This window comes from Mycobacterium parascrofulaceum ATCC BAA-614 (assembly GCF_000164135.1).
GTDB classification, from domain to species: Bacteria; Actinomycetota; Actinomycetes; order Mycobacteriales; family Mycobacteriaceae; genus Mycobacterium; species Mycobacterium parascrofulaceum.
Genome location: NZ_GG770553.1, coordinates 921017 through 940562 on the forward strand (window position 1 = coordinate 921017; position 19546 = coordinate 940562).

General features: G+C 69.5%; 22 protein-coding genes. 15 read left to right on the forward strand and 7 right to left on the reverse strand.

Annotation, left to right across the window (positions count from 1 at the left end; genetic code table 11):
• Nucleotides 1–56: 56 nt before the first annotated feature.
• The 3 genes from HMPREF0591_RS04410 to HMPREF0591_RS04420 are packed head-to-tail and all read left to right on the forward strand — an operon-like array spanning nt 57 to nt 2915.
• Nucleotides 57–1142, forward strand: a complete 1086-nt coding sequence (locus tag HMPREF0591_RS04410) for a Re/Si-specific NAD(P)(+) transhydrogenase subunit alpha (protein ID WP_007167220.1) — start codon at nt 57–59, stop codon at nt 1140–1142.
• A gap of 19 nt (nt 1143–1161) precedes the next feature.
• Nucleotides 1162–1491: an NAD(P) transhydrogenase subunit alpha part 2 gene (locus HMPREF0591_RS04415; protein WP_007167221.1), complete on the forward strand. Its 330-nt coding sequence runs from the start codon at nt 1162–1164 to the stop codon at nt 1489–1491.
• Entirely contained in the window at nt 1488–2915 is a 1428-nt protein-coding gene (locus HMPREF0591_RS04420) for an NAD(P)(+) transhydrogenase (Re/Si-specific) subunit beta (protein ID WP_007167222.1), read from the forward strand. The genes HMPREF0591_RS04415 and HMPREF0591_RS04420 overlap by 4 nt, the downstream gene beginning before the upstream one ends.
• Before the next feature lie 12 nt (nt 2916–2927).
• Here HMPREF0591_RS04420 and HMPREF0591_RS31895 read toward each other — a convergent pair whose 3' ends face one another.
• The gene (locus tag HMPREF0591_RS31895; protein ID WP_170826102.1) at nt 2928–3056 is read right to left on the reverse strand and encodes a hypothetical protein; all 129 of its coding nucleotides are present in this window, start codon (nt 3054–3056) and stop codon (nt 2928–2930) included.
• Nucleotides 3057–3218: 162 nt separating this feature from the next.
• Between HMPREF0591_RS31895 and HMPREF0591_RS04425 the strand changes: the two genes are divergently transcribed.
• Nucleotides 3219–3842 (forward strand): TetR/AcrR family transcriptional regulator, encoded by a 624-nt coding sequence (locus HMPREF0591_RS04425; RefSeq protein ID WP_007167224.1) that lies wholly within the window; start codon nt 3219–3221, stop codon nt 3840–3842.
• 16 nt (nt 3843–3858) lie between these two features.
• On the opposite strand, the gene HMPREF0591_RS04430 is transcribed toward HMPREF0591_RS04425, so the two are convergent.
• Nucleotides 3859–4755 (reverse strand): alpha/beta hydrolase, encoded by an 897-nt coding sequence (locus tag HMPREF0591_RS04430; protein WP_007167225.1) that lies wholly within the window; start codon nt 4753–4755, stop codon nt 3859–3861.
• A 109-nt stretch (nt 4756–4864) separates the two neighbouring features.
• Between HMPREF0591_RS04430 and HMPREF0591_RS04435 the strand changes: the two genes are divergently transcribed.
• The 3 genes from HMPREF0591_RS04435 (at nt 4865) to HMPREF0591_RS04445 (ending at nt 8152) form a co-directional block, all read left to right on the forward strand.
• Nucleotides 4865–5965 (forward strand): NAD(P)H-dependent amine dehydrogenase family protein, encoded by a 1101-nt coding sequence (locus HMPREF0591_RS04435; RefSeq protein ID WP_007167226.1) that lies wholly within the window; start codon nt 4865–4867, stop codon nt 5963–5965.
• Between the two features lie 16 nt (nt 5966–5981).
• Nucleotides 5982–6722: a glucose 1-dehydrogenase gene (locus tag HMPREF0591_RS04440; protein WP_007167227.1), complete on the forward strand. Its 741-nt coding sequence runs from the start codon at nt 5982–5984 to the stop codon at nt 6720–6722.
• Nucleotides 6723–6811: 89 nt separating this feature from the next.
• On the forward strand, nt 6812–8152 hold the full coding sequence (locus HMPREF0591_RS04445) for an FAD-binding oxidoreductase (RefSeq protein ID WP_040621830.1): 1341 nt from the start codon (nt 6812–6814) through the stop codon (nt 8150–8152).
• A gap of 72 nt (nt 8153–8224) precedes the next feature.
• On the opposite strand, the gene HMPREF0591_RS04450 is transcribed toward HMPREF0591_RS04445, so the two are convergent.
• From HMPREF0591_RS04450 to HMPREF0591_RS04465, 4 genes are all read right to left on the reverse strand, one after another.
• Nucleotides 8225–8761 (reverse strand): TetR/AcrR family transcriptional regulator, encoded by a 537-nt coding sequence (locus HMPREF0591_RS04450; RefSeq protein WP_007167229.1) that lies wholly within the window; start codon nt 8759–8761, stop codon nt 8225–8227.
• Between the two features lie 28 nt (nt 8762–8789).
• The gene (locus tag HMPREF0591_RS04455; RefSeq protein WP_007167230.1) at nt 8790–9626 is read right to left on the reverse strand and encodes a thioesterase family protein; all 837 of its coding nucleotides are present in this window, start codon (nt 9624–9626) and stop codon (nt 8790–8792) included.
• Between the two features lie 12 nt (nt 9627–9638).
• A complete protein-coding gene (locus HMPREF0591_RS04460) occupies nt 9639–10457 on the reverse strand; it encodes an SMP-30/gluconolactonase/LRE family protein (protein WP_007167231.1) in 819 nt (272 codons plus the stop codon).
• A 64-nt stretch (nt 10458–10521) separates the two neighbouring features.
• Nucleotides 10522–10998 carry an SRPBCC family protein gene (locus HMPREF0591_RS04465; protein WP_007167232.1) on the reverse strand — a complete coding sequence of 159 codons (477 nt, stop codon included), beginning with the start codon at nt 10996–10998 and terminating at the stop codon, nt 10522–10524.
• A 133-nt stretch (nt 10999–11131) separates the two neighbouring features.
• Between HMPREF0591_RS04465 and HMPREF0591_RS04470 the strand changes: the two genes are divergently transcribed.
• The 4 genes from HMPREF0591_RS04470 to HMPREF0591_RS04485 all read left to right on the forward strand — a co-directional run bounded on the left by HMPREF0591_RS04470 (nt 11132) and on the right by HMPREF0591_RS04485 (nt 14919).
• The gene (locus tag HMPREF0591_RS04470; RefSeq protein WP_007167233.1) at nt 11132–12013 is read left to right on the forward strand and encodes an acyl-CoA thioesterase; all 882 of its coding nucleotides are present in this window, start codon (nt 11132–11134) and stop codon (nt 12011–12013) included.
• A 10-nt stretch (nt 12014–12023) separates the two neighbouring features.
• Nucleotides 12024–12944: an LLM class F420-dependent oxidoreductase gene (locus HMPREF0591_RS04475; RefSeq protein WP_007167234.1), complete on the forward strand. Its 921-nt coding sequence runs from the start codon at nt 12024–12026 to the stop codon at nt 12942–12944.
• The gene (locus HMPREF0591_RS04480; RefSeq protein ID WP_007167235.1) at nt 12944–14119 is read left to right on the forward strand and encodes an acyl-CoA dehydrogenase family protein; all 1176 of its coding nucleotides are present in this window, start codon (nt 12944–12946) and stop codon (nt 14117–14119) included. The genes HMPREF0591_RS04475 and HMPREF0591_RS04480 overlap by 1 nt, the downstream gene beginning before the upstream one ends.
• A 71-nt stretch (nt 14120–14190) precedes the next feature.
• On the forward strand, nt 14191–14919 hold the full coding sequence (locus HMPREF0591_RS04485) for a ZIP family metal transporter (RefSeq protein ID WP_007167236.1): 729 nt from the start codon (nt 14191–14193) through the stop codon (nt 14917–14919).
• Here HMPREF0591_RS04485 and HMPREF0591_RS04490 read toward each other — a convergent pair.
• Entirely contained in the window at nt 14916–15590 is a 675-nt protein-coding gene (locus HMPREF0591_RS04490) for a DUF427 domain-containing protein (RefSeq protein WP_007167237.1), read from the reverse strand. The two genes, HMPREF0591_RS04485 and HMPREF0591_RS04490, sit on opposite strands and share 4 nt — an antisense overlap.
• A gap of 133 nt (nt 15591–15723) precedes the next feature.
• Between HMPREF0591_RS04490 and HMPREF0591_RS04495 the strand changes: the two genes are divergently transcribed.
• The 4 genes from HMPREF0591_RS04495 to HMPREF0591_RS04510 all read left to right on the forward strand — a co-directional run bounded on the left by HMPREF0591_RS04495 (nt 15724) and on the right by HMPREF0591_RS04510 (nt 19546).
• On the forward strand, nt 15724–16893 hold the full coding sequence (locus HMPREF0591_RS04495) for a CaiB/BaiF CoA transferase family protein (protein ID WP_040621101.1): 1170 nt from the start codon (nt 15724–15726) through the stop codon (nt 16891–16893).
• Between the two features lie 135 nt (nt 16894–17028).
• The gene (locus HMPREF0591_RS04500) at nt 17029–17625 is read left to right on the forward strand and encodes a hypothetical protein (RefSeq protein WP_007167239.1); all 597 of its coding nucleotides are present in this window, start codon (nt 17029–17031) and stop codon (nt 17623–17625) included.
• Nucleotides 17622–18326: a hypothetical protein gene (locus tag HMPREF0591_RS04505; protein ID WP_007167240.1), complete on the forward strand. Its 705-nt coding sequence runs from the start codon at nt 17622–17624 to the stop codon at nt 18324–18326. The genes HMPREF0591_RS04500 and HMPREF0591_RS04505 overlap by 4 nt, the downstream gene beginning before the upstream one ends.
• Entirely contained in the window at nt 18326–19546 is a 1221-nt protein-coding gene (locus HMPREF0591_RS04510) for a cytochrome P450 (RefSeq protein WP_007167241.1), read from the forward strand. Before HMPREF0591_RS04505 ends, HMPREF0591_RS04510 begins: the two co-directional genes overlap by 1 nt.

The window sequence follows — 19546 nt, forward strand, 5'->3', positions numbered from 1 at the left end:
CCAGCCAGCGGCACATTCAAACGGCAGGAAAGTGCGGGAAAGCAGATGTACGCGCCATGACAGATGCGCAGACGACGGTAGGGGTGGTCGCCGAGTCGGGCGCCGACGAACGGCGGGTCGCGCTGGTGCCCAAGGCGGTGGCGTCGCTGATCAGCAGCGGTGTGGCGGTAGTGGTGGAGTCCGGAGCGGGCGAAGGCGCGTTGCTCCCCGACCAGCTCTACACCGAGGCCGGCGCCAGCATCGGGGACGCCTGGGCCGCCGACATCGTGGTCAAGGTGGCACCGCCGAACAAGGAAGAGGTCGCCAGGTTGCGCCGCGGGCAGACCCTGATCGGGTTCCTGGCGCCGCGCAACGCGGACAACTCGATCGGCGCGCTCACCGAGGCCGGCGTGCAGGCGTTCGCGCTCGAGGCCATTCCGCGGATCTCGCGGGCCCAGGTGATGGATGCGCTGTCGTCGCAGGCCAACGTGGCCGGCTACAAGGCCGTCCTGCTGGCCGCGTCGGAGTCGACCCGGTTCTTCCCCATGCTGACGACGGCGGCCGGCACGGTGAAGCCGGCCAGCGTGCTGGTGCTCGGAGTCGGCGTGGCCGGGCTGCAGGCGCTGGCGACGGCCAAACGCCTCGGCGCGCGCACCTCCGGCTACGACGTGCGCCCGGAGGTGGCCGACCAGGTGCGCTCGGTGGGGGCGCAGTGGCTCGACATCGGGATAGACGCGGCCGGTGAGGGCGGGTACGCCCGCGAGCTCACCGAGGACGAACGCGCCCAGCAGCAGAAGTCGCTGGAGAAGGCGATCGCCGGGTTCGACGTGGTCATCACCACGGCGTTGGTCCCGGGGCGGCCCGCGCCGCGCCTGGTGACCGCCGCGGCGGTGGAGTCGATGAAGCCCGGCAGTGTGGTCGTGGACCTCGCGGGCGAGACGGGCGGCAACTGCGAGCTGACCGAGCCGGGGCGGACGGTCGTCAAGCACGACGTCACCATCGCCTCGCCGCTGAACCTGCCCGCGACGATGCCCGAGCACGCCAGCGAGCTCTACAGCAAGAACATCACGGCGCTGCTGGACCTGCTGATCACCGACGGCAAGCTGGCCCCCGACTTCGACGACGAGGTCGTCGCGGCGGCGTGCGTGACCCGGGCCCAGTGACCCGGTAGGAGAGGACTACATGTACGACGAGCTATTGGCCAATCTGGCGATCCTGGTGCTGTCCGGGTTCGTCGGGTTCGCGGTCATTTCCAAGGTGCCCAACACGCTGCACACGCCGCTGATGTCGGGCACGAACGCCATCCACGGCATCGTGGTGCTGGGCGCGCTGGTGGTTTTCGGCGAGGTCGAGCATCCGTCGCTGGCGGTGCAGATCATCCTGTTCGTCGCGGTGGTGTTCGGGACGCTGAACGTCATCGGCGGCTTCATCGTCACCGACCGGATGCTGGGCATGTTCAAGGGCAAGAAGAAAGCCGTGCCCGTCAAGACGGAAGATCTGGCCGCCAAATGAACTACCTCGTCACCGTCCTCTACATCATCTCGTTCGCCCTCTTCATCTACGGCTTGATGGGCCTCACCGGCCCGAAGACCGCGGTGCGGGGGAACCTGATCGCGGCCGTCGGCATGGCCCTCGCCGTGGCGGCGACGCTGATCAAGATCCGGCACACCGAGTCGTGGGTGCTGATCATCGCGGGCCTGGTCGTGGGCGTCGTGCTCGGCGTGCCACCGGCGCGCCTGACCAAGATGACCGCCATGCCGCAGCTGGTGGCGTTCTTCAACGGCGTCGGCGGCGGCACGGTCGCGCTGATCGCCCTGTCGGAATTCATTGAAACCAAAGGCTTTTCGGCCTTCCAGCATGGCGAGTCGCCGACGGTGCACATCGTGGTGGCCTCGCTGTTCGCCGCGATCATCGGCTCGATCTCGTTCTGGGGATCGATCATCGCGTTCGGCAAGCTGCAGGAGATCATCTCCGGGGCGCCGATCGGCTTCGGCAGGGCCCAGCAACCGATCAACCTGCTGCTGCTGGCCGGCGCCGTGGCCGCGGCGGTCGTCGTCGGCATCCATGCGCACCCCGGCACCGGTGGGGCGTCGCTGTGGTGGATGATCGGCCTGTTGGTTGCGGCGGGCGTGCTCGGCCTGATGGTGGTGCTGCCCATCGGCGGCGCCGACATGCCGGTGGTCATCTCGCTGCTCAACGCGATGACCGGGCTGTCGGCCGCGGCGGCCGGCCTGGCGCTGAACAACACCGCGATGATCGTGGCCGGCATGATCGTCGGCGCGTCCGGTTCGATCCTGACCAACCTCATGGCCAAGGCGATGAACCGCTCGATCCCGGCGATCGTCGCGGGTGGCTTCGGCGGCGGGGGCGTGGCCCCGGGCGCCGGTGGGGACGGCGGCGACAAGCACGTCAAGGCGACGTCGGCCGCCGACGCCGCGATCCAGATGGCCTACGCCAACCAGGTGATCGTGGTTCCGGGCTACGGGCTGGCCGTCGCGCAGGCCCAGCACGCCGTCAAGGACATGGCCAGCCTGCTGGAGGAGAAGGGCGTGCCGGTGAAGTACGCGATTCACCCGGTCGCGGGCCGGATGCCCGGGCACATGAACGTGCTGCTGGCCGAGGCCGAGGTGGATTACGACGCCATGAAGGACATGGACGACATCAACGACGAGTTCGCCCGCACCGACGTCGCGATCGTCATCGGCGCCAACGACGTCACCAACCCGGCGGCCCGCAACGAACAGTCCAGCCCGATCTACGGCATGCCCATCCTCAACGTGGACAAGGCCAAGTCGGTGATCGTGCTCAAGCGGTCGATGAACTCCGGGTTCGCGGGCATCGACAACCCGCTGTTCTACGCCGACGGGACGACGATGTTGTTCGGGGATGCGAAGAAGTCGGTGACCGAGGTCGCCGAGGAGTTGAAGGCCCTGTAGGGCCGGAGCAGGCTAAACCGGCGGGTAGGCGGGCGGCGGGTAGCCGTTGCCGTCGACCACACCGCGCAGACCCCACGGGACGTAGCGGAAGAAGAACTCGATTTCGTCGCTAGCGTCGTAGTCCGGGCTCGGATCCATCAGGCCACCCCTCCAGTCGCGACTTGAGCTTTCTGGAAGGGAGTCTAGTCCCATCCTCGTCGGGGCGACACCCGGCGTTTGCCTAAACTGTCCAACCAGTTGATTGATAATTGGCCCTGCCCGGCACACCACCGTCCCGCCCGGCACTGACGATAGCGAGTACAGATGCCATCCGAGAACGGACGAACGCGGCGCGAGGAGTTGCTGGCGGTCGCCACCAAGCTGTTCGCCGCCCGCGGCTACCACGGCACCCGGATGGACGACGTCGCCGACGTGATCGGACTGAACAAGGCGACCGTCTACCACTACTACGCCAGCAAGTCCCTGATCCTCTACGACATCTATCAGCAGGCCGCCGAGGGCACGTTGGCCGCCGTCCACGACGACCCGTCCTGGACGGCGCGCGAGGCGCTCTACCAGTACACCGTCCGCCTGCTCACCGGCATCGCGGCCAATCCCGAGCGGGCCGCCGTCTACTTCCAGGAGGCGCCCTACATCGCCGAGTGGTTCACCGAGGAGCAGGTCGCCGCGGTGCGGGAGAAGGAAACCCAGGTCTACGAGCACGTCCACGGCCTCATCGACCGGGGGATCGCCAGCGGCGAGTTCTACCAGTGCGACTCCCACGTCCTGGCGCTCGGATACATCGGCATGACGCTGGGTGCGTACCGGTGGTTGCGCCCGAGTGGACGCCGCAGCGCCAAGGAGATCGCCGCGGAATTCAGCACCGCGCTGCTGCGCGGGCTGATCCGCGACGAAGGGATCCGCACGAGTTCCCCGCTCGGCCCCTAGGTTCGGGGCTCTCCCGCTACGCCGCGCTCTTCAGGTGCTTGTCGAGGAAGGCGAGCTGGTCGGCGACGACGCGGTCGAACGCCTCGTCGACATAGATCGCGAAATGGCCCTCGGGATAGAGCTTGACCTCGCCCCGCGGCGCCTTGGCCGCATAGCGCAGCGTCGGCCCCGCCGGTGCCACCGAGTCGGCCTCGCACACGCAGAACAGGATCGGGCAGGTGACCTTCGCGGCGTCGCGGCCGGGACGGTAGGCCATGATCGTCAACGCAATGCGGGCCGCCACCTCGTTGGTCAGCTCCCCACCCTCGGGCACGAGCCTGAGGTAGCCGGGGTAGGCGTCGGGCGTGCTCATCAAGGCGACGTCTCCCGGTCGTCCGACCGTCGGCACCATGACCGGAGGCTTGTGCAGCCGGGCGGCCAGCAGGTCACGTGCGGCCAACAGGCCGACCCGAGCGAAGACCAACGGGTTGCTGATGGTGCGCGCCGACGCGATGCCGTCGGTGAAGGGGCACTGGGCGACCACGGCGGCGATGCCCGGCAGCCGGGCCGCCGTGGCGATCACATGCCCGCCCGCAAACGACGTGCCCCACAACGCGATTCGATCGGGGTCGATGCCGGGGAGGGTACGGGCGTAGGCGACCGCCGCGGCCCAGTCGGCGAGCTGCATGCCGATGTCGAGCACCTGCCGGGGCCGGCCCTCGCTGTCGCCGAAGTTGCGGTAGTCGAATACCAGGCAGGCATAGCCGGCGGCGCCGAACCGTTCGGCGTAGGCATCCAGCCGCATGCTTCGCACCCCGCCCAGGCCATGCGCCATCACCAGCAGCGGCGCGGGTCCGCCGCCCGCCGGGCGGTAGAGCCAGGCGCTGATCAGGTCGCCATCGGACGGGAACTGGACGTCTTCGCGGTGTGTCATCAGCGAGTCATTCTGCCCGGGCGATCGCGACCAGTCCGCCGGTATGCCACAAAGATTTAATGGACTACTGTCTAGAAACGTTTGGAGCGCTCACAGGACGGAGACTCTCATGGCGATCCGCGTCGCGCACGTCGGTACCGGAAACGTCGGAGGGTTGGCCCTGGCCGAGCTCATCACCAACCCCCAGTTCGAGTTGACGGGCGTGTGCGTGTCCACCCCGGAGAAGGTGGGCAAGGACGCCGGCGAACTCTGCGGCGTCGGCCTCGAGCCCGGCGTCGTCACCGGCGTCGCGGCCGTCGGCGACCTCGACGCCCTGCTGGCCACCCGGCCGGAGTGCGTCGTGTACTGCGCCATGGGCGACACCCGGTTGCCCGACGCGATGGCCGACGTCATGCGCGTCCTGGCCGCCGGCGTCAACGTCGTCGGGTCGTCGCCCGGGCTGCTGCAATACCCGTGGGGCGTCATGCCCGACAAGTACATCGACCGCGTCGAAGACGCCGCCCGGCAAGGTAATTCGAGCATCCTGATCACCGGCGTCGACCCCGGCTTCATCAACGACCTCATCCCGTTCGCGCTGGCGGGCACCTGTCAGAGCATCGAGCAGGTGCGCTGCATGGAGATCGCCGACTACGCCACCTATGACGGCGCGGAGGTCATGCACTACATGGGATTCGGCCGGCCCCTCGACGAGGTGCCGATGCTGCTGCAGCCCGGCATCCTCGGCATCGCCTGGGGAACGGCGATCCGGCAGCTGGCGGCCGGCCTGGGCATCGAGATCGACGGGATCACCGAGTCCTACCAGCGCGAGCCGGCGCCGGAGGACTTCGACATCGCGGTCGGGCGCGTTCCCAAGGGCACCATGGCCGCGCTGCAGTTCGAGATCCGGGGCATGTCCAACGGCCGGCCGGCCATCGTCATCGAGCACATCACCCGGCTGCGGCCGGACCTGCGACCCGACTGGGCGCAGCCCGCCGCCGGCGGCGGGTCCTACCGCGTCGAGATCACCGGCGAGCCGTCCTACGCCGTGGACATCGTGCCCAGCAGCCGCAAGGGCGACCACAACCACGCCGCGATCGTGGGCGCCGCCGGGCGCATCGTCAACGCAATCCCCGCGGTCATCGCCGCGCCGCCCGGCATCCGGACCACGCTCGACCTGCCGCTGGTGACCGGGAAAGGTCTTTACGCGCCAACCACTTTGGTGAGCACCTAAATCGAAAGGAGTCCCTGTGGGACGGGTAGAAGGCAAAGTCGCACTCATCAGTGGCGGCGCTCGCGGGATGGGCGCCGAGCACGCGCGGCTGCTGGTGTCCGAAGGCGCCAAGGTGGTGATCGGCGACATCCTCGACGACGAGGGCAAGGCGGTGGCCGACGAGATCGGCGACTCGGTGCGCTACGTCCACCTCGACGTCACCCAGCCCGACCAGTGGGACGCCGCCGTCGAGACCGCGGTCGGCGAATTCGGCAAGCTCAACGTGTTGGTGAACAACGCCGGCACCGTCGCGCTCGGCCCGCTGCGGAGTTTCGATCTGGCCAAGTGGCAGAAGGTGATCGACGTCAACCTGACCGGAACGTTCCTGGGCATGCGGGTGGCCGTCGACCCGATGATCGCCGCGGGGGGCGGGTCGATCATCAACATCTCCTCGATCGAGGGCCTCCGCGGCGCCCCCATGGTGCACCCCTACGTCGCGTCCAAGTGGGCGGTGCGCGGCCTGGCGAAGTCCGCGGCCTTGGAGCTTGCGCCGCACAACATTCGGGTCAACTCCGTCCACCCCGGCTTCATCCGCACCCCGATGACCCAGCACCTGCCCGACGACATGGTCACCATTCCGCTCGGCCGCCCGGCCGAGTCCCGCGAGGTCTCGACCTTCGTGCTGTTCCTGGCCAGCGACGAGTCGTCCTACGCGACCGGCAGCGAGTTCGTGATGGACGGCGGGCTGGTGACGGACGTGCCGCACAAGCAGTTCTAACGCGCGGTTCGTCGCCGAACGTGCACTCACGGCGAGAATTGGGCGTGTATTTCGCCGTCAGTGCACGTTCGGCGTAGGGGATGGTGTCGATGCTGCATAGCCTGGCCGAGGTAGTGGGACCGAACCACGTCGTCACCGATCCCGACGTGCTCGCGGGCCGCGGCGTCGACCACACCGGCCGGTACCGCGGGCGGGCCAGCGCGCTGGTGCGCCCGGGAACGGCCGAGCAGGTCGCCGAGGTGCTGCGGCTGTGCCGCGACGCCGGGGCGCACGTGACGGTGCAGGGCGGCCGCACGTCGCTGGTGGCCGGCACCGTACCCGAGCACGACGACGTGCTGCTGTCCACCGAGCGGCTGCACGCCCTCGACGGGGTCGACACCGTGGAGCGCCGCGCCCGGGTCGGCGCCGGCGCGACGCTCGCGGCGGTGCAACGTGCCGCAACCGCGGCCGGTCTGCTGTTCGGGGTGGACCTGGCCGCGCGGGACACCGCGACCGTCGGGGGGATGGCGTCGACCAACGCCGGCGGCCTGCGCACGGTGCGCTACGGCAACATGGGCGAACAGCTGGTCGGCTTGCAGGTCGCGCTGCCCGACGGATCGCTATTGTCCCGGCGCAGCGGCGTGCGCCGGGACAATACCGGCTATGACCTGCCATCCCTGTTCGTGGGCGCCGAGGGCACCCTGGGCGTGATCACCGGTCTGGACCTGTGCCTGCATCCCACCCCGAGGCATCGGGTGACGGCGGTCTGCGGGTTCGCCGACCTCGAGGCGCTGGTGGACGCCGGCCGGACGTTCCGGGACACCGACGGCATCGCGGCGCTGGAGTTGGTCGACGGTCGGGCCGCCGCGCTGACCGGCGAGCACCTCGGGGTGGGCTCGCCGGTCGAGGGCGACTGGCTGCTGCTGGTGGAGCTGGCCGCCGATCACGACCAGACCGACCGGCTCGCCGACCTGCTCGACGGCGCGCACATGTGCTCCGAACCCGCCGTCGGCGTGGATGTTGGCGCGCAACAACGGTTGTGGCAGGTGCGCGAGGCGCTCGCCGACGTGCTCGGCGTGCACGGGCCGCCGCTGAAGTTCGACGTCTCCCTGCCGCTGGCGTCGATCGGCGGATTCGCCAGGGAGGCGGCCGATTTGGTCGCGGCCCACGCGCCCGAGGCGCTGCCCGTGCTGTTCGGCCACATAGGCGAGGGCAACCTGCACCTCAACGTGCTGCGCTGCCCCGTCGACCGGGAGCGGGCGCTCTACGAGCCGATGATGGAGCTCATCGCGCGGTCCGGCGGCAACGTCAGCTCCGAACACGGCGTCGGGACGCGCAAGCGGCGTTACCTGGGCATGTCGCGGGAGGCCGCGGACATCGCGGCGATGCGGACGATCAAGGCCGCGCTGGACCCGACCGGCTATCTCAACGCCGCGGTGCTGTTCGACTGACCGCGTCGCGAGCCTGCAACTACCGACGGGGTTACTCGTGAAACGCGTCGCTCATAGCAGTCTCGCGGGGTCTCAACTGCCCTTGATGCCCACCGCGTGCCGCAGCTGCGCCAGGAACTGGTCGGCGTCGTCGCTGGGGACGATGTAGTGCGAGATCGCGATCCGGATGACGGTCGCCGCCTTCACCGCGGCGTTGGGTCCGGGCAGGTGGCGCTGCAGGCCCTCCCGCATCTGCGGGATGACCCCGGAGAACTGGGCGATGGTGTGCTCGGGCTCGACGTCGACCATCCGCACGCCGGAGTACGAGTGCTGGTACTCGACGATGAACCGCAGCACCGCGTCGAGCTTGTCGACCCCCTTCAGGCCGGCCGTGGCCCGGACCAGTCCGCTCTCGAAGATCTGGCGCTCGTAGCTCGAAAAGGCCGACAGCAGTTCCTCTTTCGACGCGAACCAGCGATAGAGCGTCGGGCGGGACACGCCGGCCTGGGCCGCGACGTCGGACAGGCTGAGCTTGGTTTTGCCGTTGCGCCCGAGCACCTCGGCGGTGGCGTCCAGGATGCGCTGACGCGTCGAGGTGTCAGGCTCTGTGGTCTGGGCCGGACTGCTCATATCTGCAACTCTACGAAGTCGTCCACGGTCATTTCGCCTCCCGGCCGGGCTTGGGCGGGCGCGGGCGCACCAGCACCGACTGCTGGATGGCGGCGACCGCGCCCTGCTCGTCGAACAGCGTGCCGATCGTGGTCCCGATGCCGTCCGGGCCGTAGCTGGTCTCGGCGCGAATGCCGATCCACTCACCCTCGGGGACCCGGAACACGTGGACGGCCAGGTCGGTGTTGAGGAACGTCCACCGGGTGATGTCCAGCTTGCTGCCGATGCCGTTGGCGCAGTCGGCCACCGCGAACAGGCGCTCCAGCGGCGTCATGGTCTCGCCGGTGACCAGGTCCACGGTGGGGTGGATCCACGATTCGCCCGGGCCCTCGCTGAGCGGCTCCGTCAACCACAGCCAGTCGAGGCTGTGCACGTAGTTGCGGTCCCAGTCTCGGGCTTTGAGGTTGCGGTTGCGGGCCTCGCTGCGCGGTCCGGGCAGCGGCGCGGCGGCGTGGGCCACGGCCCGGGTGTCCAGGGTTTGCAGCCGCCATCCGCTGGCACGCGCCACCGGCCGGGGTTCGCCGTCGGGACCGGGGGCCAGCATCTCGGCGCTGACGAGTTCGATCTGCTTCCCGCCGCGCTGAACCCGCGAGCCGACCCACAGGTCGCCCTCGGCGGGCACCCCGCCCAGCAGGTCGATGACGACGCGGGACAGCCGGGTGTCGTCGCGTTGCTCGCACCGCTCCAGCGCCCGCACCAGCAGGGCCGACACCGGCCCGCCGTGCTGGATCGCGGCCGACCAGGTGCCGCGCGCCAGGTCGGTGGCCCGGAACTTCTCGCCGAGCGGGTCCGCGCCGTCGATGAGCTCGTAGTAGGAGTCGGTCATCGTCACCTCTCGTCAGGGCAGGCCGGCGCCGGGGGTGGTCACCGTGACGGCGTCCAGCCGGGACAGGCGCGTGCCGATCAGGCGCTGGGGGTAGGCCTCCGTGCTCGACAACAGGAACAGGGTTCGGCGCTCCGGGCCGCCGAGCGCGCAGGCGACGGCGACGCGCCCGCCCATGTCGATGCGGTCGGTCACGGCGCCGCCCTCGACGATCCGCTCGAACTGGTGGGCCAGCGTCATCGACGCCCACACCGCGCCGTCCGCGTCGAGCGCGATGCCGTCGGGCGGCCCGTCCAGGCCCTCGGCGAAGGCGCGGCGGTCGGCCAGCCCGCCGTCGGCGCCGATGCTGAACGCGGTCAGTCGCCGGCCGACCGACTCGGCGACGATCAGGGTCCGGCGGTCCGGGGTGATCACCATGCCGTTGGGAAAATCGAGGTCCCCGGCGACCACGGTCGCGCTGTCGTCCGGGTCGAGCCGGATGATGACGCCGCCGCTGAACGCCTGGGAGCCGATGTAGGCCCGGCCCGCGTCGTCGACGACCATGTCGCCGAGGTTCGCCGGGGCCAGGTCCGCGAGATCGGCGATGGTGTCGACGGTTTCACCGTCGTAGCGCAACACCTTCCGGTCTTCGGCCGAGGCGATCAGCAGCGAACCGTCGGGCCGGAAACCCAGGCCCGACGGCGTGTGCCCGGGCAGCGGCAACGTGGTCAGCGAGCCACCCATGGTCGAGGTGTGGACCGCCTCGCCCAGCATGTCGGAGAACCAGAGCAGGCCCTCGAACCAACGCGGACCCTCGCCGAAACAGAAGCCGTTGGCCAGCGGTTCGGGAATCATCCGAGCACCCCCTCTACCGCTTTACAAAACACCGCCAAAGTGTCATGCACCGCGGGTATCGGTGTCAATCTCGCGACGTGGCGAGTTCGCGCGCGACCGCCTCGTGGTAGGCGTCGATTTTCGCGGGATTGACCTGCTGAAAAAGCTGATCCGGCAGCGGGGCGTGCTTTAACGCCTCGATCGTCATGGTCCGGGAGAACAGCGTGACGTCCTGCCCCGGCCTGGTGAACCGGTACGCCACCGTGATCCGGCCCTCCAATCCGCCGTTCCCCTGGCGATCGTGCCCCAGCCGCCCGATCGACGTGAACACGAAGAGAGTCGGGCGGACGGCGGCCGCCAGTTGCCACGTGAAGACCCGGTTCCCCTCGGGGCCCGCCTCCTCCCAGGTGTCGCCGACCCGCAGCGGCAGTTCCGGCAACTTGCCGATGTGCGCGCTGCCGGGATAGGTCTTCGTCCAGTTCTCCGGGTTGGTGACGAAGTCGTAGACGGTCTCGGCGGACTGGGTGAATGCGGTCTCCGAGGTACTGGTCACGATGCCCAATTGCGTTGCCTCCGTGTGTGTTCCGTCGGCAGACCGATTCGGTGGGCCGCGGCCTCATTAGCCAAGCTTTACAAATCCTACTCAGAGTGTCACGCTGAGCCCAAAGCTGCTAGCGCGAGAGGCGGAGTGGGACTTGACCACGGAATCTGAGCAGACTGAGTGGACGGTGCAGGGCCTGCTGGATCTGTTCGACGTGCAGGCCGACGGGCAGGACCGGTTCACCGGCGACACCGGCATGGCCGCCGGCGACGAACGGCAGGTGGTGGAGGGCACCCAGGTGCTCGCCCAGGCGATTGTCGCGGTGGCCAAGCGATTTCCCGACAAGTCGGTGCGCTCGGCGCACGCGGTGTTCTCCCGGGCCGTGACCGTCGGCCCGCCGATCGAACTCGTGCTCGACGTCGTCGCCGAGGGCCGGTCCACCGCCACCGCTGTGGTCGCCGTGCACCAGAACGGGCGGCGCTGCCTGAGCATCACGGTGCTGGCCGACGTGCCGACGGGCGACGTCATCCGCCACCACCTACCGCGTCCCGACGTAGCCGGGCCCGCCGACGCGAACCACTCGCCGATGCCGATGGTCGGCCGCGAACTGCGCCTGGTCGACGTCGTCGACGTCAACAGCCCCGACGAGGTCGGGCCGCCGGAACTGTACGCCTGGCTGCACTACGACCCGATCCCGGAACGGGACGACCTGGCCAAGGCGCTCCTCGCGTACTTCACCGGCCACCTGGGCATCTCCACCACGATGCGGGCCCACCCGGGCATCGGCACCGCCCAGGCGCACCTGACGGTGTCCACCGCACCGATGAGCATCTCCGTGGCGTTTCACGAACCGGTGCGCTGGGACGGCTGGTTGCTCTACACCCACGAGAGCACGCAGGTCGGGGCGGGAATGTCTTATGTGCGCGGCACCGTGCATTCCGAGGAGGGCGAGTTGCTGTGCTCGTTTGCCCAGGAGGCGCTGATCCGGCCGCTGCGCACCACCGACACGTCCATCGACGCCCGCGCACGCTTCTGAGGGCGGTTCCATGCGCTTCACCATCACCCACCCGATGCACAGCCACCCGTACAACCGGGAGCTGGTGAGCGGGGACGGCATCGGGAAGATGGCCGCGGCCGCCGAGGCGGCCGGCATGCACGGTTTCGGCTTCACCGACCACCCAGCGCCCTCGCAGCGGTGGCTGGAAGCCGGCGGTCATGACGCGCTGGATCCCTTTGTCGCGCTGGGTTTCGCGGCGGCGACGACGACCTCGCTGAGGCTGATCCCCAACATCGTGGTGTTGCCGTATCGAAACCCGTTCGTGGTGGCCAAGTCCGGCGCCACGCTGGATCTGCTCTCCGGCGGCCGGTTCACGCTCGCGGTGGGTGTCGGCTACCTCAAACGCGAGTTCGCCGCGCTGGGGGTTAGCTATGACGAGCGCGCCGAGCTGTTCGAGGAGGCCCTGCAGGTGATCCGGGCCGTCTGGACCGGCGACGACATCACCTTCGAGGGAAGGCATTTCAGCGCCCGCGGGATCACCGCGCACCCCCGCCCGGTGAGCGACCCGCACCCGCCGATCTGGATCGGCGGCAACACCTCCTCGGCGCGGCAGCGCGTGGCGCAGTACGGCGACGGCTGGTGCCCCTTCCCGGCGCCGCCCCGACTGGCCCAGACCGCGGGGACGGCCGTCATCGACTCGGTCGAACGCCTGCGCGAGGGCATCGACGACCTGCGGCGCCGCTGCGACGCCGCCGGCCGCGACTGGTCGGCGATCGACATCACCTTCACCAACTTCGACGGCGGCAGCGTCACCGACGACGACTTCAACGCCGACGCCTACCTCGACGGCCTGGAGAAGCTGGCCAAACTGGGCGTGACGTGGGTGAGCGTGCACCTCCCGGGTGACAGCATGGCGCACGCGCTCGACACCCTCGACCGTTTCCGCACGCTCGTGATCGACGCCGCCTGATGGACTTCTCCCGCGTCGAACTCTCCCCCGAGGACCGGGCCTTTCGCGACGAGCTCCGGGCGTTCGTCGCCAAGATCGTCACCGACGAAGTGCTGCACCGGCAATTGGAGTTGGGCGAAAACTTCGACGAGCGAGTGCATCTGGCGCTGGGGGAGACCGGCTACCTGGCATCGGATTGGAAGCTGGAGTCCGAGGGCGGTTTCAGCCCGGTCCGCCGGCGCATCTTTCAACTCGAGATCGCCCGGGCCCACACACCGTGGTATCACTGGGGCACCACGTCCGTCGTCGCCCGGCTGGTGCGGCAATTCGGGGCGCCGGAGCTCGCCGACAAGGTCATTCCCGGTGTGCTGTCCGGCGAGATCCGGCTGTGCCTGGGCTACACCGAGCCCGAAGGCGGCTCCGACGTCGCCACGTGCAAGACGCGCGCGGTGCGCGACGGCGCTGGCTGGATTATCAACGGCTCCAAGATGTTCACGTCGAACGCGCAGAACGCCGGGTACGTCTTCCTGCTCACCAACACCGACCCGCAGGGGCGGAAACACCGCAACCTGACCATGTTCTTGGTGCCGCTCGACTCGCCCGGCATCGAGATCCAGGGCATCCGCACCGTGGACGGCGACCGCACCAACATCGTCTACTACAGCGACGTCCGCGTCGACGACCTGTATCGCATCGGCGAGGTGAACGGCGGCTGGACCGTGATGCGCGCGGCGCTGGACTCCGAGCACGGCATCGTGGACCCGGAAGACCATGGCCTGCAATACATTGCCGCGATGTCGGCGCACGGCGACCTGATGGCCGAGGTCGTCGACACCGTCGCGGCGGCCGCCGGTCAACCCGGCCCCGACGGCCGGCGGCCAATGGACGACGACTCGGTGAAATACCGGCTCGGGCGCGACGTCGCGCGGATGGAGGCGGCGCTGTCCGCGCCCGGGATGTTCGGGCGGGTCGCGATCGCGCAGACGATGCGCGACGTCACGACGGACCTGATGGACATCCTGGGGACCGCGTCGGCGTTGCCCACCGAAACCCCGGGGTCGGCCACCGACGGTGCGGCGGAACACCTTTACCGGCTGGCGCTGCCGCTGGGCATCTACGGCGGGACCCTGGAAGTCTTCCGCAACATGATCGCCCAGCACGAACTCAAGCTGGGCCGGCCCGCCTACGGCGGCTGACTTCGTCCCCACACCACCGGCTTCCGCGATACGTTCTCACCGGATACCGGTCGCAGAGAGGTGGGCCCGCGGTGGTTGTTCTCGTGGCGTTGGGTTCGTTCGTCACGACACTGCTGGGCGGGTACGCGGCGCTGCGCATCGGGTCGTACCGCTACCTGGTGCTGGGGTTGGCCGCCGGGCTGATGCTCGGCGCCGTGGCCTTCGACCTGCTGCCGGAGTCGCTGAGCCAGCAGCCGTGGAGCATGTTCGGCATCCCCGCTCCGCTGGTGGCGTTCGTTCTCGGCTTTCTGGTCCTGCACGTCATCGAACACACCGTGGGCATCCACCGCGGCCACGGGTCGGACGATGTCGTTGATTCCGGCGCTCCCGGCGTAGGAATCCTCGCCGCGTCCGGGCTGATCGGGCACAGCGTCATGGACGGGTTCGCCATCGGTGCCGCGTTCCAGGCGGGAGCGGCCGCGGGTGCGGTGGTGGCGGTCGCGGTGATCGGCCACGACTTCGCGGACGGCTTCAACACCTACACCGTCACGTCGCTCTACGGAAACGACCGGCGGAGGGCGCTGGCGCTGCTGGGCGCCGACGCTGTCGCGCCGGTGGCCGGGGCGGCTCTCACGCTGGCGGTGACGATTCCCCATCGCCTGCTCGAGGTGTATCTCGGGTTCTTCGCGGGCTTCCTGATGTACCTGGCCAGTGCCGACATCCTGCCGAGGGCACACGCCGGCCATCGCACCGCGGCGACCCTGGCGTGCACCATCGGCGGGGTGCTGTTCATGCTCGCGATCGTCGGCCTGGCGAGTTAGGCGAGGGCCGTCGCCGGCAGCTCGGCCACCACGTCCACCCGGGCGAGGTCGAAGCTTAGAAATCCCTTGATGGGCAGGCTTTCCGGCGGCGGGTCCGCATAGCTCCACGCGACGTCGTCGACGTCGCCTGCGGACCAGTACGTCGCGAAACCCTTGTAGTTGCAGTAGGTCAACGTGTCCGAGCGGCGCAGCAGGTCGGTGCGCACATGGGCGGGATCGACGTAAAGCCTTGGCTCGAGCGAGGTTTCGAACAGGATCACGGTGTCGTCGGTGTCCACCAGCGTGGTGCCCGCGACGGTGACGCGCAGGCGCCGCCTCGTCGGCCGGCAGTCCACCCGGTGGTACGGATTCGGCGGGTAGTGGACGAGTTCACGGCCCTCTTCCAGCCAGGTGTCCACGGCGTCCCAGGGCACGTGCACGAAGCCCGACGCGTCCGGCTCTGGCTCGGTCGGCAGGTCGCCGACCTCGTCGGCCCGGAAGGCGTAGCTGAGCGGGCGCCCGCGCCGGTGCACCAGCAGCGCCTGCTCGGTGTCGATCACCGGGCGGCCGTCGCGGATCGCCTGCACGCGGCGCGGGTGCGGCTCGATGAAGACGACCTCGTCGGGGATCGCCGGCGAGAATCGTCCGGCCGGATGGCTGCTGAGCGGACCGCGTCCGGCGACCAGGCTCATGGTGTCCTCTCCTTCACGCGCAAACCCCACCTGGTGTCACGCTAGCGTGGCACTCACGATGCAGCGTCACGCTGGCGTGTCCCCCGCAAGCGGGGGTGCCCCAGCTCGAACGGCAGAGAGTAGGAACGCAGCCATGGCGGGACCAATGGAGGGCGTCAAGGTCGTCGAACTCGGGGTATGGGTGGCCGGACCGGCCGCCGGCGGCATCCTGGCCGACTGGGGCGCCGACGTCGTCAAGATCGAACCGCCGGGCGGTGACCCCGGGCGCTTGTTCGGCCGGATGCTGGGCTGCGACCTCGGCGTCAACCCGCCGTTCGAGATGGACAACCGCTCCAAGCGCAGCATCGTGTTGAACCTCGCGGAAGACGCCGGCCGCGACACCGCCTTCGAATTGCTTTCCGACGCCGACGTTTTCGTCACCAACGTGCGACCCGGCGCGTTGCACCGCCTCGGTTTCGACTACGCGGCGCTGGCGGCCCACAACCCCCGCCTGGTCTACGGCCTGATCACCGGCTACGGCGAGACCGGGCCCGACGCCGACCGCGCCGCCTACGACGTCGCCGCGTTCTGGTCACGCGCCGGCGTGGCGCACCTGCTCACCCGTCCGGGCGACACTCCGCCGTTCCAGCGCGGCGGCATGGGCGACCACTCGGCCGGCATGACCCTGGCCGCGGCGATCTGCGCGGCGCTGGTGGCCCGCCAGCGCACCGGGACCGGCCAGCTGGTCACCACCTCCCTGTACCGCCAGGGCGCCTACACCGTGAGCTTCGACCTGAACACCTACCTGCTGACCGGCCAGCCGATCGCCGTCGGACAACGCGAGTCGATGGGCAACCCCTGCATGAACAACTACGCGACCGCCGACGGGCGACGGTTCTGGATCGTCGGGCTCGAGGGCGACCGGCACTGGCCCCCGCTGTGCCGCGCCGTCGGCCACCCGGAGTGGCTCGACGATCCCCGCTTCGCCGACGCCTACGCGCGCTTCGTCAACGCGACCGAACTGATCGCCGAGCTGGACGCCATCTTCGCCACCCGGACCCTGGACGAGTGGGCCGCGATTTTTGCCACCGAACCCGACTTCTTCTGGTCACCGGTGAACAGCCTGGAAGACGTCGTCGCCGACGAGCAGTTCCACGCCGCGGGCGGCATCGTCGACGTGCCGGACGGGGAGGCCGGCATCGCGATGGTGGCGACGCCCGCCGATTTCCACGGCACACCCTGGGCGCCGCGTTCCGCGGCACCGGAACTGGGGCAGCACACCGAGGAAGTGCTCGCCGAACTCCGGGCGCGCCGCGGCTCGTGACCACCGGTCGTACCTTTACAAATTTGCTCGCAAGTGTCACGCTGTCCGGTGAGTCGCCTCAGGCGGCCCCAGCCCAGGACAAGCGTTGCGGCAAACGCCAATGCACGAATTCGGTGCGGCGGAGGAACGGATTGAATGGTCACGTCAACGTTCGACATCAGAAACGGCGGCCGGGTCAACGCCACCCGGGCGCGGGGCACGGATCGGGAGTGTCTGCGCTACCGGCTCGACGTCATCGCCGCCAGCGCCCTCGACGTCGTCCAATCGGCCGGCGGCTGGCTCTATGACCGGGCGATGGCCGGCTGGCAGGTGACGGTGTTGCTCCCTCGCGGCGGCGACGCCCGATCGCTCCGGATCCTCGGCGTGCGGGCCCTGGACCTTCAGGAGCGTTTCGCCGCGACGGGTCCCGGCCCGGCGTGCGAGAGCCTGGCGGTCAGCGCCGAGGCGTTCGCCGCGGACGCGCGGGTGCGCGACCGGGTGCTCGCCTCGCTCGACGACCGGCTGACCGAAGTCGCGTTGTGGGGCCAGGCGCCGTCCGGCTGGCCGTTACGGGTGGATCGCGGCACGGCCCGGGCACAGTACGCGCTCAGCGCGGCCGCGCGCAGGTTCAAGGGCCATGCGCTGGCGGCCGCCGGGATCGATTGCCCCGCAGTCTATTCCACCGAGACGTTGCTCTGGGATCTGGCCACCTGCGGCCGGGGGGACCCGGGGCTGGTCCGGCTCGACCGATGAAGAAGTACTACCGCCACACGCTGCTCTACCTGCACGAGACCATCTCGCTGGGCTCCGGGCGCACCGACCGCTTCACCGAGGTCTTCACCGACACCTACCGGCCGATGATGGACGAGCTCGGCGCGCGGCTGTTCGCCATCTGGGAGACCACGCCCTACAACGGTCACTGGCCGCAGGTGACGATCATCTGGGAGATCGACGGTTTCGCCGACTACGCGCGGATCGGCGCCGCCCAGGCCCGCGGCGGCAGCCACGAGGCCGCGGCGGGCAAGTGGTCGGCCTTCCTGGCCGACATCGGCGCCGCGGGCGAGGGCCGCATCATGTACCCCGGCCCCAGCAACAAGACCCTCGCCCAGCTGCGTGACGCCAATTTCGCCGCGCCGCTGGTGATCCAGGAGATCATGCAGACCAAGCCGGGCCGTCAGGACGACTACATCCGCGAGCTGGAGCGCCTCTACGTGCCCTGGTCGGAACGGACCGGCAAGCGCTGGCTGGGCTCGTTCACCACGACCTTCCGCTACAACGAGGTCATCCACTACTGGGCGCTGGACGGTGGCTGGGAATGCTTCGCCAACCACTACCCGTCCTGGAAAGACAGCCCGCCCGCCGAGATCGTCACCTGGATGAGCGTGGCGCCCGCGCTGCGCGACGGCTGGGAGGACTCGATCCTGCAGGCCCTACCGCCGTGCCCGCTGCAGTGATGAATCCGCCGGACTTCGCCTACGATCCGTTCGACGCGCAGGTGATGGCGGATCCGCTGCCGTACTACCGGATCCTGCGCGACCACCATCCCGTCTACTACATGCCGCAGTGGGACACCTTCGCGCTGTCCCGCTTCGAGGACATCTGGGAAGTGCTGGAAGTCAACGACGGGACGTTCGTCGCGTCGGAAGGGACGTTGCCGGCCGCCGCGGTCCTGGCCCAGCACAACGCCGGACCGGTGGACGATCCGCCGCTGCGCCCCCTGCCGTTCCACGCGGTGTTCGACACGGACCTGTACGCCGAAATCCGGCGCGCGCACTCCCAGCCGCTGCGGCCGCGGTCCGTCGCCGGCTGGGAGGCCAGAATCCGCCGGCTGGCCAACGAACGGCTCGACGAGCTGCTGCCGCGGGGTTCGTTCGACCTGACCCAGGAGTACGGCGGGGTCGTCGTGGCGACCGTCGTATGCGAATTGCTCGGAATCTCCACCGATCTCGCACCGGAGGTGCTGGCCGCGGTCAACGCGGGCAGCCTCGCCGAGCCCGGCGTGGGCGTGGACACCGCCGAGGCGCGGCCCAACTATTTCGAGTACCTGCTGCCCGCGGTTCGGCGCCGCCGGGCCGACCAGTCCGGGGGGTCGCTCGCCGTCGTCGACGGCCTGCTCGGCTACCGCCTGCCCGACGGCAGCCCGCTCGACGACGTGGAAGTCGCCACCCAGATGCTCTGCATCTTCATCGGCGGCACCGAGACGGTGCCGAAGATCGTCGCCCACGGGCTGTGGGAACTGGCCCAGCGGCCCGGCCAACTGGCCGCGGTGCGCGCCGACCCCGAAAACGCCGTGCCCGTCGCGCGCGAGGAGATGATCCGGTACTGCGCGCCCGCGCAGTGGTTCGCCCGAACGGCGCGAAAGCCCTTCACCATTCACGGCCAGACCATCCGGCCCGGCCAGCGCGTCATCACCCTGCTCGCCTCGGCAAACCGCGACGAACGGGAATACCCCGAACCCGACGAATTCATCTGGGACCGGCCCATCCGGCGCTCGCTGGCCTTCGGCCGCGGCCAGCACTTCTGCATCGGCTACCACCTCGCCCGGCTGGAAGTCGCTGTGCTGCTGGCCGAATGGCTGCGCCGGGTGCCCGAGTACGCGATCCGCGCGGAAGGCGCGCGGCGGCTGCCCTCCAGCTTCCAATGGGGATGGAACAACATCCCGGTGGAGGTCTGA